This is a genomic window from Massilia sp. Root133 (genome assembly GCF_001426525.1).
Taxonomy (GTDB): Bacteria; Pseudomonadota; Gammaproteobacteria; order Burkholderiales; family Burkholderiaceae_D; genus Telluria; species Telluria orientalis.
Genome location: NZ_LMEW01000014.1, coordinates 19,470 through 36,213, shown reverse-complemented (window position 1 = coordinate 36,213; position 16,744 = coordinate 19,470). Strand labels below are relative to the sequence as shown.

Genomic DNA, 16,744 nt, shown 5'->3' with positions numbered 1-16,744 from the left:
GGACAACGACATGAGCAAGGTAGCCAGCATCTTCGACCTCGAATGCCTCGCGCGCGAACGCCTGCCCGGCGTCGTGTTCGACTACATCCACGGCGGCAGCGAACAGCAGTTGACCGTGCAGCGCAACCTGGACGACATGCGCGCACTGGCCCTGCGCCAGCACAGCCTGCGCGACGTGTCGCACCGCGACACCCGCGTCACGATGGCGGGCGACCCGGCGCGCATCCCCCTCGCCCTCGGCCCGACTGGCCTCGCGGGCCTCACGTGGGCCAACGGCGAATGCGAGGCGGCGCGCGCGGCGGTGGACTTCGGCGTGCCGTTCTGCCTGTCGACGTGCTCCATCAATTCCATCGAGGACGTGGCGGAGGCGATCAATCAACCGTTCTGGTTCCAGCTGTACCTGATGAAGGACCACAAGGTCAACGCAAGCCTGATGCGCCGCGCCCACGACGCGAACTGCTCGGCGCTCGTGCTGACCATCGACCTGCACACGCAGGGCAAGCGCTGGGCCGACGAAAAGCACGGCCTCGCGGTGCCGCCGCGCCTGACGCCGGCGAACATCATGCAGATGGTGGGCCACCCGCGCTGGCTCGCGAACATGGCGGGCAGCAAGCGCCATACGTTCGGCAATTTCGAGCACGAGATCAAGGAGGCCGGCTCCATCGGCTCGCTGTCGAAGTGGATCGAGGAGCAGTTCGATCCTTCGTTCGACGTGAACACGGCGCGCCGGGTGCGCGCGACATGGCAGAGAAAGCTGATCCTGAAAGGCGTGATGAATCCGGACGACGCGCGCACCGCCATCGACATCGGCGCGGACGCCATCATCGTGTCGAACCACGGCGGGCGCCAGCTGGACGGCGCGCCGTCGTCGATCTCCGTGCTGCCGGAAATCGTGGATGCCGTGGGCGACCGCATCGAAGTGCTGTTCGACGGCGGCATCCGCACGGGCGGCGACATCGTCAAGGCGATCGGCCTCGGCGCCCACGCCTGCCTCTCCGGACGCGCGTGGCTGTACGGCCTGGCCGCGCGCGGGCGCGAAGGCGTCACGTGCGCCCTCACCCTGCTGGAACAGGAACTGCAGGACTGCATGCTGCTCACGGGCCTCGACAACCTGCAGCGCATCGAGCCCGGCGTCGTCACCGCGCAGCCGCCGCTGGGGAGGCGCTGAATGCTGCCGTTCATGTTCGCCACCGGAATCGAGAACAGCGCGCCGACGATCGCCGTTGGCCGCATCCGCCGCGACCAGATGGAAGAATGCGGCCACTACGGGCAATGGCGGACGGACTTCGCGCTCGTGGCGCACCTGGGCATCCGCACCCTGCGCTACGGCGTGCCGCTGTACCGCACATGGCTGGGGCCGGACCGCTACGACTGGGAATTCGCCGACCAGGCGTTCGGCGCGCTGCGCCGGAGCGGCATCGAACCCGTCGCGGACCTGTGCCACTTCTGCGTGCCGGACTGGATCGGCAACTTCCAGAATCCCGATTTTCCCGCGCTGTTCCAGGGCTATGCCCGCGCCTTCGCGACGCGCTATCCGTGGATCCGGCTGTACACGCCCGTCAACGAGATGTACGTGTGCGCGAAATTCTCCGCGCTGTTCGGGTGGTGGAACGAGCAGGCACGCGATTTCCGGTCGTACGTCACGGCGCTGAAGCACCTGGCCCGTGCCAACGTGCTGGCGATGCACGAGATCGTGACCTTGCGTCCCGACGCGGTGTTCATCCAGAGCGAATCGAGCGAATACTTCCACGCGCCGCATCCCGACGCCGTCGCGGAAGCCGAACGGCGCAACCGGCTGCGCTTCCTGTCGCTCGACTTCAACTACGGCCGCCCGCTCGAGCCGGTACAGCGCGAGTTCGTGCTGGCGCACGGCATGACGCCGGACGAATGCGAATTCTTCGAACAACACGCGCTGCGCCACCACTGCATCCTCGGCACCGATTACTACATGACGAACGAACACGACGTCGCCCCCGACGGCACGGCGCGCGATGCGGGCGAAACACTTGGGTACGCGATGATTGCGCAGGAGTACGCACAGCGCTACGGCCTGCCGCTGATGCACACGGAAACGAACCTCGACCAGGGGCCGCACGGCGACGAAGCCCGCGAGTGGCTGCGCTGCCAGTGGGCCCACGTGCGCAGCCTGATGCGGAGCGGCGTGCCCGTCGCCGGCTTCACGTGGTATTCGCTGACCGACCAGGTCGACTGGCACATCGAACTGCGCGAGGCGCGCGGCATCGTCAATCCGCGCGGGCTGTACGACCTGGACCGCCGCATCCGGCCCGTCGGGACGGCGTACCGCGACCTGATCGCGGCATGGAATGGACGACTGTCGACAAACTTGACAGGCGGCGCCGACGCTTATCACAAGTCATTGACTATCAACGACAAAAAGTCACGGCACGATTGATGCTTGTCAATACCCCGCAATGTGCATCCACTCTTTGAAGGGGTATCGACATGTCGATCGCGACAATCAAGAGATTCACGGCACTACTCTGCCTGTGCGCCGGCACGGCGTGGGCCGCGCCGGTCTACACGTACAGCTGGACGACGACGAGCCAGGGGTTCGGCCCGCACGTCGGCCAGCCGACGTACGCCACGTTCGACGTCGCCGCGAGCGTCGTCCAGGCGGGCGCCATCGGCTACAACGACATCACGAATATCCAGATGGCGTACCCCGGTCTCGCGTTCGACAACACCACCGCCAGCATCATCGGCTGGACGTTTTCCGTCCCCGTCGATCCCGTCTCGGGCGCGCTGCAGTACCAGGATCCGGGCCAGGGCCTCGCCGTCATCGCGTACGCTGGAGCGTCGATCAACGATGCGACCACGTTCCTCAGCATCACCGTCGGCAACCCGGTGGGCAATGCCGTGAAGGACCAGTTCAACGCACTGAACAACGGCAGCCCGTGGGCCGGCTTTCCCACGGCCGGCTACTGGACCGCAAGCTTCGTCGACGACGGCACCGGCAACCCGGTGCCGGAACCCGGCACGCTGGCGCTGCTGGGCCTCGGCCTCGCGGGTGCGACCGCCGCGCGCCGGCGCAAGACCTAGCTGCCGGTCACGGGCCGCTTGACGCGGCGGCCCGGCTGCGGTCTACTCCGGGCGCCACCATCACGCCCACGATCCATGACTTTTGCACCGCTGCTCGACATCGTCAACCTGATCCCGCGCGGCCTGATCCTGCCGCCCGCCAGCCTGTTCCTCGTCATCGTCATCGGCCTCGTGCTGTGGCGCCGCCGGCCGCGCGCCGGCCGCATCGTCGCCGGCACCGGGTTCGCGCTGCTGGCATTCCTGTCGACCACGGGCGGCGCGGCGCTCCTCGTCGCACCGCTGGAACGGCTGACGGCCCCGCTGCAGGAACCCGAGCGCGCCGGCGCCCAGGCCATCGTCGTGCTAGCGGCGGGCCGCGTGCGGCATGCTCCCGAATACGGCGACCGCGACATCCCCGACTACATCGCCCTCGCGCGCCTGCGCTATGCGGCGCACCTGCAGCGCAAGACGGGGCTGCCCATCCTCGTCAGCGGCGGCAACGGCGGCGTCGACAAGGGTAACCGGACCGCCTCGGAAGCCGACAGCATGGCCGCCGCCCTGCGCGAAGATTTCGGCGTGCCGGTGAAGTGGCTCGAGGACCGCTCCGGCGACACGGCGGAGAACGCGGCCTTCAGCGCCGCCATCCTGCGCGCGGACGGCATCCACCGGATCCTGCTGGTCACCGACGCGATGCACATGCCGCGCGCCAGCGCCGTGTTCGCGCGCGCCGGGCTGGACGTCGTCAGCGCGCCCACGATGTTCTTCGGCCGCCAGCCGCTGTCGATCCACGCCTGGGTGCCCAGCGCGGAGGGCATGCGCCGGTCGTGGTATGCGACGTACGAATGGATCGGCCTCGCCTGGTACCGCGTGCGCGCGGCCGGCGGCCGCTGATTCAGGGTCCGGCGAGCGTCGCGCACACCATGTTGCGCCCGCCCCGCTTGGCGGCATAGAGCTGCGCATCCGCGGCGCCGATCAGCGCTTCGGACGATGCGGGCAGCACCGGCGCCTGCGCGGGCACGGACGCGATGCCGAAGCTCGCCGTCGCCTTGATGGTTGCGCCGGGCGCGTCGGCGAAGGCCGCGCGGATGCGTTCCGCCAGCGCCTGCGCGCCCGCGAGGTCCGTCTGCGGCAGCACGAGCAGGAATTCCTCGCCGCCGTAGCGGATCACGCTGTCGACCGTGTCGCGCGTCAGCGACAGCAGCAGGCCGGCGAAGTCCGCCAGCACCTGGTCGCCGGCCGCGTGGCCGTAGGTGTCGTTGATGCGCTTGAAATGGTCGAGGTCGCACAAGACCACCGACAGCGGCGCGCCGTAGCGGCGCGTGCGCTCCAGCTCCGCGTTCAACAGGCCTTTTTGCAGGAAGCGGCGGTTGTGGCAGCCCGTCAGCGGATCGCGGTCGGCCAGCTGCTGCAGCTGGAGCGAGGCGCGGAACTGTTCGCGCTGGGCGACGTGGAACCGGCGCGCCGCGATGTAGCCGAGCGCATTGCCCATCACGAGCAGCAGCACGAGCGTCAGCAGGTCGTCCGCCCGCAGATTGCCCTGGATGGCCAGCATCGCGGCGAACACGATGCTCGACCCGACGCCGATCGCCACCGCGTAGATGAAACGATTAGGGAAATTCACGTAGACCGCCATCAGGATCAGCGCCTGCGACATCGCATTCCACGCCAGCACCTGCGGCTGGAACCAGCACACGACCATGAACACGGCCAGCGCGGCGACGAGCAGGGTACACGCGGCCCGGATCGACACGCGCACCGACCGCGGGTGGCGGACGATGGCCGCGAAGCAGCCCAGGCCCACGAGCGCCACGACGCTGCGCAGGCCCATGAGCATCCACGCGATCGCCGTGTCGCCCAGGGTGGCGAAATCGGTGGCCGCGAACGCGACGTAGAACGCGGCCGCGAACAGCAGGCTGGCCTTCAGCTGGCGGTTCCGCTCGGGCAGGAACTGGCGCGTGAAGCGTGACTCGCTGGCCGGGTCCGCGAATTCGGCGCGGCGGCAGTCGATGGCCAGGTTGGGACGGTGGGGATCTTGGGGCGACACGACGGGATTCGGTGGAAGCGGGGCGAATGGCGGCAACCCGTCATTTTAATTCAAGGTAACTAAATTTTCCATACGGAAATTTACTTACAACACCTACCGGCTCCCCAGCCGCGGCGCCACCGTCGCCGGCTGTTGCCACGGCGCCTTGAGTTCCGTACGCGTCGCGTAATCCGTCAGCGCGAGCCCGAACAGCAGCGCGAGCGTGACGGCGCCCGCGACGGCCGCGAGCCGCAGCAGCGCGGGCGCGCGCTTCAGGCGCATGAACACGAACGCCACCAGCAACGCCTTCGCCAGCGCCACCGCGAGGCTGATCGCCGTGTTCAGCCAGCCCAGGCGCAGCAGCGCGCACGCGGCCGTCGTGGCCAGCAGCGCCATCAGCGCCAGCCACGTGAGCACGAGGGGGCGTACGGTCCGGTCCACGTCAGCCTCCCGAGCGCAGGGTCAGGTACAGCAACGGGTACAGGACGATCCACACCACGTCGACGAAGTGCCAGTACAGGCCGACCAGTTCCACGGCTTCCGCGCGCGGGCCGCGCATCAGCCACAGGCAGGCCGACACGCCGATGAACAGGTGCAGCGCGTGCAGGCCGGTCGCGGCGAAGTACAACAAGAAGAACAGCTCCATGCCGTAGACGGTGCCCGCGTCCCCGCCGTCGGACGGATGAAACCCCACGCCGGGGAACAGGTGCTCGTCGAATTCCCGGTGCCATTCGATGCCCTTGATGGCGAGGAAGACAATGCCCAGCGCCGCCGTCAGTGCCAGCAGGCGGGCGGCGCGGCGGCGATCGCGCATGTCGTTCCCTTTTTGCGCCGCGTGGCCGGCCAGCGCCATGCAAAAACTGCTGGTCAGCAGGACGGCCGTGTTGACGGTCCCCAGCAGCATGTCCGTGTGGCGGCTGGCCATGCCCGTCGCTTCCGGGTGGTGCATGCGCAGGTACAGGTAGCCGAACAGCAGCGGCCCGAAGAACAGCAGTTCGCTGGACAGGAATACCCACATGCCGAACGAGCGCGCGAAGTCCTGCTGCGCGTGGTCGCGGAATTGCGGTTCCAGGACCGGCGCGTTCATGGCCCCTCCGGCGTGTAGGCATACGGCTCGCGCACGACGATGGGCGGCGTCGCGAAATTGTGTTCGGGCGGCGGCGACGCCGTCTGCCACTCGAGCCCCGTGGCCAGCCACGGATTCGCCGGCGCCCGCGCGCCATGGCGCAGCGACCATGCGAGGTAACCGAGCGGCATCAGGTAGCCGATGGCCAGCGTGACGGCGCCCGCGGACGACAGCACGTGCAGCAGCTGGAATTCTTCCGGATAGCTGTGGTAACGGCGCGGCATGCCCGCATAGCCCAGCAGGTATTGCGGGAAGAACGTCAGATTGAAGCCGGCGAAGATGACGAGGGCCGCGATTCTCCCCCACGTCTCCGAATACATCCGGCCCGTGACCTTGGGCCACCAGAAGTGGATGCCGCCCAGGTAGGCCATCACGGAGCCGCCCACCATGATGTAGTGGAAGTGAGCGACGACGAAATAGGTGTCGGACAGGTGCACGTCCAGCGCGAGCGCCGCGAGGAACAGGCCGGTCAGCCCGCCGATCGTGAACAGGCCGACGAAACCCAGCGCGTACAGCATCGGCGCGGAAAAGCGGATGCTGCCCTTGTACAGCGTGGCCGTCCAGTTGAACACCTTGATCGCGGACGGGATCGCGACAAGGAACGACAGCAGCGAAAACACCATCCCCGCGTACATCGACTGGCCGCTGACGAACATGTGGTGGCCCCACACGAGGAAGCCGATGACGGCGATGGCGAGGATCGCGTACGCCATGAAGCGGTAGCCGAACACGGGCCGGCGCGCGAAGCACGGGATGATCTCGCTGGCGACGCCCATCGCCGGCAGCACCATGATGTACACGGCCGGGTGCGAATAAAACCAGAACAGGTGCTGGAACAGCAGCGGGTCGCCGCCCAGCGCGGGGTCGAAGATCCCGACCTGGAACAGCCGCTCGATCGCGACCAGCACCAGGGTCATCGCCAGCACGGGCGTGGCCAGCACGAGGATCAGCGACGTCGCGTAGTTCGCCCAGACGAACAGCGGCAGGCGGAACCAGCCGAGGCCCGGCGCGCGCAGCGTGTGCACGCTGACGATGAAGTTCAGCCCCGTCAGGATCGACGAGAACCCGAGCACCAGCACCCCGCACAGCGCCGCCACGACGTGCGAGTTCGAGAACATCGACGAGAACGGCGTGTAGAACGTCCATCCCGTGTCGACGCCGCCCGCCAGCAGCGCCCACAGCACGATCGCGCCGCCCGCCATGTACAGGTACCAGCTCGCGAGGTTCAGCCGCGGGAATGCGAGGTCGCGCGCGCCGATCATCAGCGGCATCAGGAAATTCCCCAGCACCGCGGGGATGGACGGAATCAGGAACAGCCACACCATGATGATGCCGTGTGCCGTGAACAGCTTGTTGTACGTGTCGTCGCTGACGAGGTCGCCCTGCGGCGTCGCCAGCTCCAGGCGGATCAATGCCGCCGCCACGCCGCCGAGGAAAAAGAACAGGGTGATGGAAATCGCGTACAGCACGGCGATGCGCTTGTGGTCGCGCGTCGTCAGCCAGTCGGTCAGCCTGTCACCGCCCGCGAGGTAGCTCGTCATGCGCGCTCTCCCTGATGTATTCGATGATGGCCAGGATGTCTTCCTCGCCGATCTGCCCCGCGAACGACGGCATGATCGGCGCGTAGCCCGCGACGACGTCCTTCGTGGGCACGAGGATGGAATCGCGGACGTACGGCTCGTCGGCCGTCAGCTCGCGGCCATCCGCGAGATGCACGCGCCGGCCCAGCAGGCCCGTGAGGTCGGGCGCGTGCACGTTCGAACCCGGGTCGTGGCAGCCGCTGCAGCCGTAGCGGCGATACAGTGCGTAGCCGCGCGCCGCCATGCCCGGCTGGCGCGGCCCCGCGTCCAGCCACTGCGCGAACGCCGCCGGCTGCATGACGACGATCCGGCCGAGCATCATGGCGTGCTCCGTGCCGCAGTACTCCGCGCAGTACAGCCGGTATTCGCCCGTGCGGCTGGGCGTGAACACGATGGACGTGTAGCGGCCCGGCACCACGTCCTGCTTCACCCGGAAGTCCGGCACGAAGAAGCTGTGGATCACGTCCTGCGACGTCATCACCATGCGGATCGGCCGGCCCAGCGGCAGGTGCAGCTGGCCCTTTTCCCTGCGGCCGTTGCGGTGCTCCGCCTCCCACATCCACTGCTTCGCGACGACGAACACCGGCATCGCATTGCCGGGCGCCTGGTACAGCTTCACGTAGTCGATCGCGCCCCACGCATAGATCCCGAGGAACAGCAGCAGCGGGATCACGGTCCACGCGATTTCGACGGGCAGCCCCTTCTTCGGCACGTGCGTGCGATCCGCGCTGGAACCGGCCCGGTAGCGGATCGAGAAGCCGACCATCAGCACGAACAGCACCAGCGCGACGGCACCGCACAGCAGCAGCAGGCACAGGGCGAGGCTGTCCAGGCGCGTCGCGGATGCGGCGGCGTCCGCCGGCAGCAGGTGGAATTCAGGACGCACGCCGCCCTCCCCGCCGCCACAGCCAGCCCAGGAACAGCAATGGCAACAGCAGCACGCCCGCGCGCACGAACGCCAGCGCACCCGTCGTGTGGCGGCCGGACGTGGGGGCGAAGTGCGCGCACAGCATCAGCACCTGCTCGCCGAACGATGGCGTCGGCGTCCTGATCGCGGCGCGCAGCGCGGCCGGATCGAAGCGCACGCCGGAGAAGGCGCGCGCGATGCGGCCGTCGGTGTCCAGCACGACGAAGCCGGCCGCGTGGGCCAGCTCGCCCGTATCCGTGTCCGCCACGGTGCGGTAGCCCAGGGCGCTCTCCAGCCGCGCCAGCGTTTGCGCATCGCCCGTCAGCAGCGTGAGATCGCGCGCGCCGCCGGGCAGCAGCGCCGCATACGCCCGCTTCCGCTCCGTGGCCGCGGCGGCGCCATCGCGCGGATCGATGGACAGGCCGACCAGCCGGTACTCCCCGGCCGCGAGCCCGGACAGCGCGAGCGCCTGCAGCACGCCTTCGAACACGGTGCTGCACAGGTTCGGACAGGTGTAATAGCCGGGCACCAGCACCACCGGACGGTCGAACAACGCGGCCAGCCGGACCGGTTGCCCGGCATCGTCGCGCAGCACGGCGTCGAGCGGCAGCCGGGTGCCGGGCACGGGGTCGAAGCGCGCGGCCGGGGGCGGCGGCAGTTGCAGGGCCTGCGCGGCGGCCGGGCCGCAGGCAAGCATCAGCAGGAATGCGAGTGCGGCGATCATCGTGCCCCCTTCGCCGCCATCAGCTTCATGGCCTCGTCCAGCGGAATCCGGGCGATGCCGGCCTCGCGGTCGACCCAGCCATAGGCCTGCGTCGCGCGGCGCTTTTCCTCGAAGTAGGCGGCGCGGTCGGGCTGCGGAGCCGGCTGCAGCAGCGGCGCTTTGCCGGCGAATGCGTGCGGCGGCGTGTTCGCGGCCGGCGGCTGCTCGCGCAGCATCAGCGCGGCCGCGCCGAGCGCACAGGCGATGCCGCCCACGATGATGTACGCGCCCACGCGCAGGCCGCGCAGATCGAGATCGCCGCCCGTGTAGTCAGGCATGAGCGCCCTCCTTTCCCGTTCGTTCCAACGCGACCCACGCCGCAAGTCCGAACCCGGCCGCAACGAGCGGCGCCAGCCACAGCCAGTGCCGCGTCAGGTGCTCGACGGACGGCAGCACGAGCCACCAGCAATCCAGCAGGTGGGCCGCCAGCAGCGCGCCGGCCAGCACGCCCATCAGCGCGGGCGCGGTCTTCGCGTGGCGCGACAGCAGGATGCACAGCGGCCCGGCGAAGTGACCGACGACGAGCACCCACGCGACGGCCTGCCAGCCGGGCGCGCCGCGGCGCAGGTACCACGCGATCTCGTGCGGCAGGTCCGCGGCCCAGATGATCAGGAACTGGACGTAGGCCAGATACGCCCACGTCAGCACGTACATCATCAGCAGGTTGCCGAGGTCGGGCAGGCGCTTGCGCGCGGCGCCGCGGTCGATCAGCAGTACGGCGAGCGCGAGCCCGGTCAGCATCTGGCCCGTGCCCGCCAGCCAGCCGAACACGCTGGAGTACCACTCGGGCTGCAGCGACATGATCCAGTCCACGGCCGCGAGACTCACGGAAAAGCCGTAGGCGACCAGGCACAGGGCCGCGCGCAATGGCGACCGCGTGCGGGCCCGCGTCTCGACGATGGCGAGCAAGGTCCACAGCAGCAGATAGCCGACGCTGCGGATCGTGAAGAAGACGGGACTCAGCCACATCTGGCGGAACGCGTCCTCCTGCACGGCGTGCTGCCACGGATACAGCAGCGGTGCGCCCAGCAGCACCGGCAGGAACAGGATGCACGCGAGCGGCAGCCAGCGCGCCGCGCGCAGCAGCGGACCGCGGATCGTCTCGCCCCACGCGCCGCCCGTCAGCTGGTGCAGCCACACGTTGGCGAGACCGCCCAGCAGCGCGCCCGTGATGAACCACCACGCGGCGAGATAGCTGGCCAGCAGCGCGCGCGGGTCGAGGCGCCAGCCGGCGACCGCGGCGACGAGTGCGAGAACCAGGAGCGTGCGCGCCTTCATGGCTGGCCTCCCAGGCGCGCGCGCACGTCCGGCGGCAGACTCGCCGCGTCCGCATGCTGGCTCAGTTGCAGCGCGCGGATGAAGGCGACGATGGCCCAGCGGTCGGCAGGCTCCACGCGGTCGCCGTACGGCGCCATCACGCCGTAGCCATTCCTGATGACGTCGTAGATGTGGCGGTCGGGCGCGTTGCGCAGGCGGTCCTGGTGATACGTCGGCGGCGCCGGGAAGCCGCGCCGCACGACGAGGCCGTCGCCGTCGCCGGCCGGGCTGTGGCACGGCATGCAATAGATCATGTAGCGGTCCTGGCCGCGCTTCAGCAGGGCCATGTCGACGGGATACGGGTTCGCCTGCGCGTCTTCCGCCAGCGCGTCGCGCCGCACGAGGTCCGTGCCCGCGCGGCCGCCGGAACTGTCGGCGAAGGCGCCCCGCGCACGCGGCTCCGTGCCGGCGACGGGGGGCCGTACGGACGCGCCGTCCTCGAACAGCGGGCTCGGCGCGTACGTTTTATAGCGCGGCTGGTCGTACATGTCCTGTTTCGCGCCTTCGCAGCCGGCCATGGCGCACAACGACAGCGCAAACAGCAGAAGAAGCGGAATGCGCTTCATGCCGGCACCTCGCGCAGCAGCAGCGGGTGCAGCCCTTCCAGCAGGTCGCGCGCCGGGCCGGGCGCGAACACGGGGTCGCGCGCGGGCAGGCACAGGAAGAAGCGGTTGCGGCTCGCCAGTTCGAATTCCTCGACCTCGAACAGCGGATGGTACAGCCGCGGCAAGCCGTTCAGCACGAGCATCGCGAGCACGGCCGCCGCGGCCGCGCCGAGGATCGTGATCTCGAACGTGGCCGGGATGAACGCGGGCCAGCTGTGCAGCGGCCGGCCGCCGATGTTGATCGGGTAGTCGACGACGGCCGCATACCATTGCAGGAAGTAAGTCCCTGCCCCGCCGAGGATCCCGCCCAGCAGCGTGAGCGGCGCGATCCAGCCCTTGTCGGCGCCGACGATGTCGTCCAGCCCCTCGATCGCGAACGGCGAGTAGGCCTCCACGCGCGTGTAGCCGTTGTCGCGCGCATGGCGCGCGGCCGCGCACAGGGCGTCCGCGCTGGGGAATTCGGCCAGCAGGCCGTACATGGCCGGTCCGCTCATGCCTCCCCCTTCGCCGATTCGCGTACGAGCTCGCGCATCTCCGCGATCGAGATCAGCGGCAGGAAGCGCACGAACAGCAGGAACAGCCAGACGAACAGCGCGATGGAACCGAACAGGGTGATCCAGTCCCAGCGCGTCGGATAGAACATGCCCCACGCGGACGGCAGGTAGTCGCGGTGCAGCGACGTGACGACGATGAGGAAGCGCTCCATCCACATGCCGCAGTTGATGACGAGGCTCAGCACGAACAGCAGCGCCGCGCTGTGACGTACGCGCCGGAACCAGAACAGCTGCGGCACCAGCACGTTACAGGCCAGCATGGCCAGATACACGGGACCGTACGGCCCCGTGAAACGGTTGATCGTCATGTAGCGCTCGTAGATGTCGCCGCTGTAGAACGACGTGAAGATCTCCGCGAGGTAGCCGTAGCTCACGAGCCAGCACGTGGCCAGCAGCACCTTGGCCGCGTTGGCGAGGTGGCGGCCCGTGATGAAATCCTGCAGGCCGAACGCGGCGCGCAGCGGGATCGCGAGCGTCAGTACCATCGCGAAGCCGGAGAACAGCGCGCCGGCGACGAAGTATGGCGGGAAGATCGTCGAGTGGTAGCCGGGCGTGTTCCCGACGGCGAAGTCGAGCGACACGATCGTGTGCACCGACACGACGAGCGGCGTCGCCAGGCCCGCCAGCAGCAGATACGCCCATTCGTAGCGCGCCCAGTGCCGCGCCTCGCCGCGCCAGCCCAGCGCCAGCAGGCCGTACGCGACCTGGCTTTTCCTTTGGCCGCGCTGGCCGGCGCGGTCGCGCAGGGTGGCGAGGTCCGGGATCAGGCCGACGTACCAGAACAGCAGCGACACGGTCAGGTAGGTCGCGATGGCGAAGAAGTCCCAGACCAGGGGGCTGCGCCACTGCGGCCACACGTTCATCACATTCGGGTAAGGCACGAGCCAGTAGAAGAACCACGGCCGGCCCAGGTGCAGGATCGGGAACAGGCCCGCGATGCCCGCCGCGAACAGCGTCATCGCCTCGGCGAAGCGGTTGATCGACGTCCGCCATTTCTGGCGCAGCAGCAGGAGCACGGCGGAGATGAAGGTGCCGGCATGGCCGATCCCGATCCACCACACGAAGTTACCGATGGCGAAGCCCCACGCGACCGGCATGTCGACGCCCCAGATGCCGATGCCCTTCACGAGCAGCCAGGAAACGGCGGCCAGCAGCGCGCACACGCCCGCGGACGCGACGAGGAACGCCGTCCACCAGCGCCAGCCGAAATGGCCGGTGAGGACGATGCCCGCGATCTTGTCCGTGACGCTGGCATAGCCCCAGCCGGGGCGCAGCACGTCGGCATTCTCCGGGGTACTCATTCCAGCTCCGGATCGGGGTTCAGCACGCGCCTCAGGTAACTCGTGCGCGGGCGCGTGTTGAGTTCTTCCAGCAGGTGGTAATCGAGCGGCGACGCCTTCGCGGCGACGACGTCGCTGGCGGGGTCGTTCAAGTCGCCGAAGCGGATCGCGCGCGTGGGGCACACGGCCTGGCACGCGGTCGCCATCTCGCCGTCGCGGATGCGCCGTCCCGCCTTCTCGGCCTCGATCCGGGCGCGGGTGATCCGTTGCAGGCAGTAGCTGCATTTCTCCATCACGCCGCGCCGGCGCACGGTCACTTCCGGGTTCTGCAGCGCCTTCAGGCTTTCCACCTGTTGGTTCGCGTACTGCAGGAAGTTGAAGCGCCGGACTTTATACGGGCAGTTATTGGAGCAGAAGCGCGTGCCGATGCAGCGGTTGTAGACCTGCACATTGAGGCCTTCGCTGTCGTGCATCGTGGCGCCGACCGGGCACACCTCCTCGCACGGCGCGTGCTCGCAATGCATGCACGGCACGGGCTGGAACAGGGTGCGCGGGCCGGCCACGTAGCGGTCGACGCGGATCCAGTGCATGCTGCGGCCCCGCGCCACTTCCTCCTTGCCGACGACGGGGATGTTGTTCTCGGCCTGGCACGCGATCGTGCATGCCGCGCAGCCGATGCACGCATTCAGGTCGATCGCCATGCCCCATTTGTAGTCCTTGTATTCGCGTTCGGGATACATCGACGCCTGCTCCGGCCGCTCGCGTGCCAGTTCGCGTACGTGCACAGGGTCGCGGCCCTGCATGTCGACTTCCTTCTGGCGGACCACGAGATCGTGCGTGCCGCCCGTGCGCTCGACCGTCAGCGCGGGCAGGGAAACGCGGGTGCGCAGCCGGTACGCATCGAAGCCGACGCCCTCCCCGACGCCGCCCGCAGCGCGCCGGCCATAGCCCAGCGGCAGCGTGACGACGCCCTCGGCCTGCCCCGCCACGACGAGCACCGGCGCATCCACCGTCCGCCCCTCCACGCGCAGCCGCGCGACGGCGCCGTCGGCGAGGCCGAGGCGCTGCGCCGTCGCCGGGCCGATGAGCGCCGCGTTGTCCCACGTGAGCGACGTGAGGGGCCGCGGCAACTCCTGCAGCCACGCGTTGTTGGCGAAGGCGCCGCCGTCGACGGCCGGGTCGGGCGCGAACAGGGCGACGAGCGGCGGCGCGGCCGGCAGGGGCATGGGTCCGGGCGGACGCACGCCGGGCACGGCCACGGGACGCGCGGCGCTCCCGGCGACGCTGCCCCGGCGCAGGCTGTCGCGCCACGCCGCTTCCTCGCCGCCCCACGTCGCGCGCACGAGCGCGTGGCCATTGCGCGTCCCGGCGCCGTCCAGCAGCGCGAGGATCTCGTGCGCGGAACGGCCGCCGTACAGCGGCGCGATCAGCGGTTGCACGATGCTCGCCGTGCCGTCGTGCGCCCGCGCATCGCTCCACGCTTCGTAGCAGTGCGCCATCGGCAGGTGCCAGCCGGCCGCGCGCGCGGTCTCGTCACGGTACAGGCCCAGGTGGGCGGCGAGCGGTACCCGCTGCAGCAGCGCGGCGAAATCGAGGTCCGCGGGCGCATCGTAGGCCGGATTCGCGTCCAGCATCAGCAAGGTGTCGACGCGGCCGGCGCGCAGGTCGTCGGCCAGCGCGGCGATCGACGCGCCGTGGTCCAGCGGGCTGCGCTCGACCGGCTCGATGAAGGCGAGCGGACCGTTCAGGCGCTGGGTCAGCGCGTGGGCAAGCGCGCGGCCGGCCGGGCTCACGTTCGGGCCGGCGACGACGAGTGCCGCGCCGCGCGCGCCGTCCAGCGCCTTCACGACCGCCGCCTCCCAGCGGTCCAGCGTCGCATCGGCGCCGCGGCCCGGGTCGGCGCCCACGCCAAGCCTGGCCGCGATGCGCATCAGCGCGGCCTCGATCTCGTGCGGCGCGCGCGCGAGGCGCGCATCGGCATAGGCACCGGTCAACGTGGGCGTCGCCTCCAGCACGTACAGGCGGTTCGCGTCCGGCGCGTCTCCCAGCCGGCGCGGCGCCGTGAACGCGCGCGCGTGCGCCAGGCTGCCGGGCAGCGTGCCGAACAAATCGGCATCCAGCGCGAGCACGACCCGCGCCTCGTCCAGCCGGTACACCGGATCGAGCGGCCGGCCGAACGCCAGTTGCGCCGCGTGCGCGGCGCCGTCGTCGTGCAGCGGGTCCCACGCGTGCCAGCGCAGGTTCGGCAGCCGTTGCCGCAGCGCCGCGATCTGCGCCGCCAGCGTGGGCGACGTGACGGTGCCCGTCAGGATGCGCAAGCCCGCGCCGCCGTCCCGTTCGAAGCGGGGACGGCGTGCCTGCAGCGCGGCCTCGAACGCGCCCCACGTCGCCATCTCCTCGCCGCGGAACACGGCCTGGGAGCGGTCCGGGTCCCACAACTGCAGGATGGACGCCTGCGCGAACACGTCGGTGGCGCCCGCGCTCACCGGGTGGTCCGGATTGCCCTCGACCTTCGTCGGCCGCCCCATGTTCGATTCCACGAGCACGCCGTGCGCGAGCCCGTTGCGCACGAACGCGGTGGCATAGAACATGGGGAGGCCCGGCACGCCCTGCTCCGGCATCGTCACGTACGGGACGATGGTTTCGCCCGGCGGCCCGCTGCACCCGGCGCCCGCCAGCGCGGCCGATGCGGCCATCAGCTTCAGGAAGCGGCGCCGTGCCGGTTCGTCCTGGGCGATCGGGAAAACAGGATGCGTCTTCATCGGTGGCAGGTGGAGCAATTGGTCAGCGCCTGGGCATCGCGCAGGTGGTACAGGCGGTTCAGCTGGCGGATCTCGTCCGCGCTGAGCGGCTTTTGCGGCGCCATCGACAGCACCTGGTTCAGCGGCCGCACATGGTTGGGCGCGTCGCGGTGGCAGCGCAGGCACCATTGCATCTCCAGCGACGCCGTGCGCCACGTGATGGGCATCTGGTCCACGCGCCCGTGGCACTCGATGCAGGCGACGCCCTTGGCCACGTGGATGTCGTGTTCGAAATAGACGAAGTCCGGCAGGTCGTGCACGCGCGCCCAGTGGAGCGGCTTGCCCGTGCGGGCGCTTTCGTGCAGCTTGGCCAGCAGCGGCGAATCGAGGAACAGCTGCGAATGGCAGCTGAGGCAGACCGACGTCGACGGCATCCCGGCCGTGGCCGAGTTCTCCACGGACGTGTGGCAGTAGCGGCAATCGATGCCGTCGTCGGCCACGTGGTGCTTGTGGCTGAACGGGATAGGCTGGGCGACGGGGGCAAAGGTCATGTTACGCGGCGACATGGTCCAGCGGGCCAGCGCGATCCACGTTGCGACCCCGACCAGCAGACCCAGCAGGATCAGCTTGACGAGCAGGACTGCGGAACGGGAGAACGGTGGCGTCATCGTGCATGAGAACGGTAGTGGATCCGGAACACACGAACGCAGTATAGGCTGTCAATCATGCAACACCGCACACGTTACCGCTGGGCAGCAAGCATTTGTACAAACTAATTTGATTGTGGAATATACGTATAACCAGATTGC

The 16,744-nt window shown here is 69.4% G+C and carries 17 protein-coding genes; 4 read left to right on the top strand and 13 right to left on the bottom strand.

From position 1 onward, the window contains the following. Nucleotides 1-10 precede the first annotated feature (10 nt). From ASD28_RS14105 to ASD28_RS14090, 4 genes are all read left to right on the top strand, one after another. Nucleotides 11-1,168: an alpha-hydroxy acid oxidase gene (locus ASD28_RS14105; RefSeq protein WP_056128813.1), complete on the top strand. Its 1,158-nt coding sequence runs from the start codon at nt 11-13 to the stop codon at nt 1,166-1,168. Then, nucleotides 1,169-2,413, top strand: coding sequence for a family 1 glycosylhydrolase (locus ASD28_RS14100; protein WP_056128810.1), 1,245 nt, complete (start codon nt 1,169-1,171; stop codon nt 2,411-2,413). A gap of 50 nt (nt 2,414-2,463) precedes the next feature. After that, entirely contained in the window at nt 2,464-3,060 is a 597-nt protein-coding gene (locus ASD28_RS32765; protein ID WP_056128808.1) for a PEP-CTERM sorting domain-containing protein, read from the top strand. A 75-nt stretch (nt 3,061-3,135) separates the two neighbouring features. Further along, nucleotides 3,136-3,930: a YdcF family protein gene (locus ASD28_RS14090; RefSeq protein WP_056128806.1), complete on the top strand. Its 795-nt coding sequence runs from the start codon at nt 3,136-3,138 to the stop codon at nt 3,928-3,930. Nucleotide 3,931: 1 nt separating this feature from the next. On the opposite strand, the gene ASD28_RS14085 is transcribed toward ASD28_RS14090, so the two are convergent. From ASD28_RS14085 to ASD28_RS14025, 13 genes are all read right to left on the bottom strand, one after another. Continuing rightward, nucleotides 3,932-5,083, bottom strand: coding sequence for a GGDEF domain-containing protein (locus ASD28_RS14085; protein WP_156403759.1), 1,152 nt, complete (start codon nt 5,081-5,083; stop codon nt 3,932-3,934). 93 nt (nt 5,084-5,176) lie between these two features. After that, entirely contained in the window at nt 5,177-5,503 is a 327-nt protein-coding gene (locus ASD28_RS14080; protein WP_229412098.1) for a cytochrome C oxidase subunit IV family protein, read from the bottom strand. Nucleotide 5,504: 1 nt separating this feature from the next. Further along, nucleotides 5,505-6,149 (bottom strand): cytochrome c oxidase subunit 3, encoded by a 645-nt coding sequence (locus ASD28_RS14075; RefSeq protein ID WP_056128802.1) that lies wholly within the window; start codon nt 6,147-6,149, stop codon nt 5,505-5,507. Beyond that, nucleotides 6,146-7,729, bottom strand: a complete 1,584-nt coding sequence (gene ctaD / locus ASD28_RS14070; protein WP_056128800.1) for a cytochrome c oxidase subunit I — start codon at nt 7,727-7,729, stop codon at nt 6,146-6,148. The genes ASD28_RS14075 and ctaD overlap by 4 nt, the downstream gene beginning before the upstream one ends. Beyond that, nucleotides 7,704-8,654 carry a cytochrome c oxidase subunit II gene (coxB, locus tag ASD28_RS14065; RefSeq protein WP_056128797.1) on the bottom strand — a complete coding sequence of 317 codons (951 nt, stop codon included), beginning with the start codon at nt 8,652-8,654 and terminating at the stop codon, nt 7,704-7,706. Before coxB ends, ctaD begins: the two co-directional genes overlap by 26 nt. Further along, the gene (locus tag ASD28_RS14060; protein WP_056128794.1) at nt 8,644-9,399 is read right to left on the bottom strand and encodes an SCO family protein; all 756 of its coding nucleotides are present in this window, start codon (nt 9,397-9,399) and stop codon (nt 8,644-8,646) included. Before ASD28_RS14060 ends, coxB begins: the two co-directional genes overlap by 11 nt. Beyond that, complete coding sequence (locus ASD28_RS14055; protein WP_056128791.1) at nt 9,396-9,716, bottom strand: hypothetical protein; 321 nt, start codon at nt 9,714-9,716, stop codon at nt 9,396-9,398. The genes ASD28_RS14060 and ASD28_RS14055 overlap by 4 nt, the downstream gene beginning before the upstream one ends. Beyond that, entirely contained in the window at nt 9,709-10,716 is a 1,008-nt protein-coding gene (locus ASD28_RS14050) for a hypothetical protein (RefSeq protein ID WP_200948792.1), read from the bottom strand. Before ASD28_RS14050 ends, ASD28_RS14055 begins: the two co-directional genes overlap by 8 nt. Continuing rightward, complete coding sequence (locus ASD28_RS14045; protein WP_056128788.1) at nt 10,713-11,321, bottom strand: cytochrome c; 609 nt, start codon at nt 11,319-11,321, stop codon at nt 10,713-10,715. The genes ASD28_RS14050 and ASD28_RS14045 overlap by 4 nt, the downstream gene beginning before the upstream one ends. After that, on the bottom strand, nt 11,318-11,854 hold the full coding sequence (locus tag ASD28_RS14040; protein ID WP_056128785.1) for a DUF3341 domain-containing protein: 537 nt from the start codon (nt 11,852-11,854) through the stop codon (nt 11,318-11,320). Before ASD28_RS14040 ends, ASD28_RS14045 begins: the two co-directional genes overlap by 4 nt. After that, complete coding sequence (gene nrfD, locus ASD28_RS14035; RefSeq protein WP_056128782.1) at nt 11,851-13,215, bottom strand: NrfD/PsrC family molybdoenzyme membrane anchor subunit; 1,365 nt, start codon at nt 13,213-13,215, stop codon at nt 11,851-11,853. The genes ASD28_RS14040 and nrfD overlap by 4 nt, the downstream gene beginning before the upstream one ends. Then, entirely contained in the window at nt 13,212-15,956 is a 2,745-nt protein-coding gene (locus tag ASD28_RS14030) for a 4Fe-4S dicluster domain-containing protein (RefSeq protein WP_056128781.1), read from the bottom strand. Before ASD28_RS14030 ends, nrfD begins: the two co-directional genes overlap by 4 nt. Next, nucleotides 15,953-16,603: a cytochrome c3 family protein gene (locus ASD28_RS14025; RefSeq protein WP_056128778.1), complete on the bottom strand. Its 651-nt coding sequence runs from the start codon at nt 16,601-16,603 to the stop codon at nt 15,953-15,955. The genes ASD28_RS14030 and ASD28_RS14025 overlap by 4 nt, the downstream gene beginning before the upstream one ends. Between the last annotated feature and the right edge of the window lie 141 nt (nt 16,604-16,744).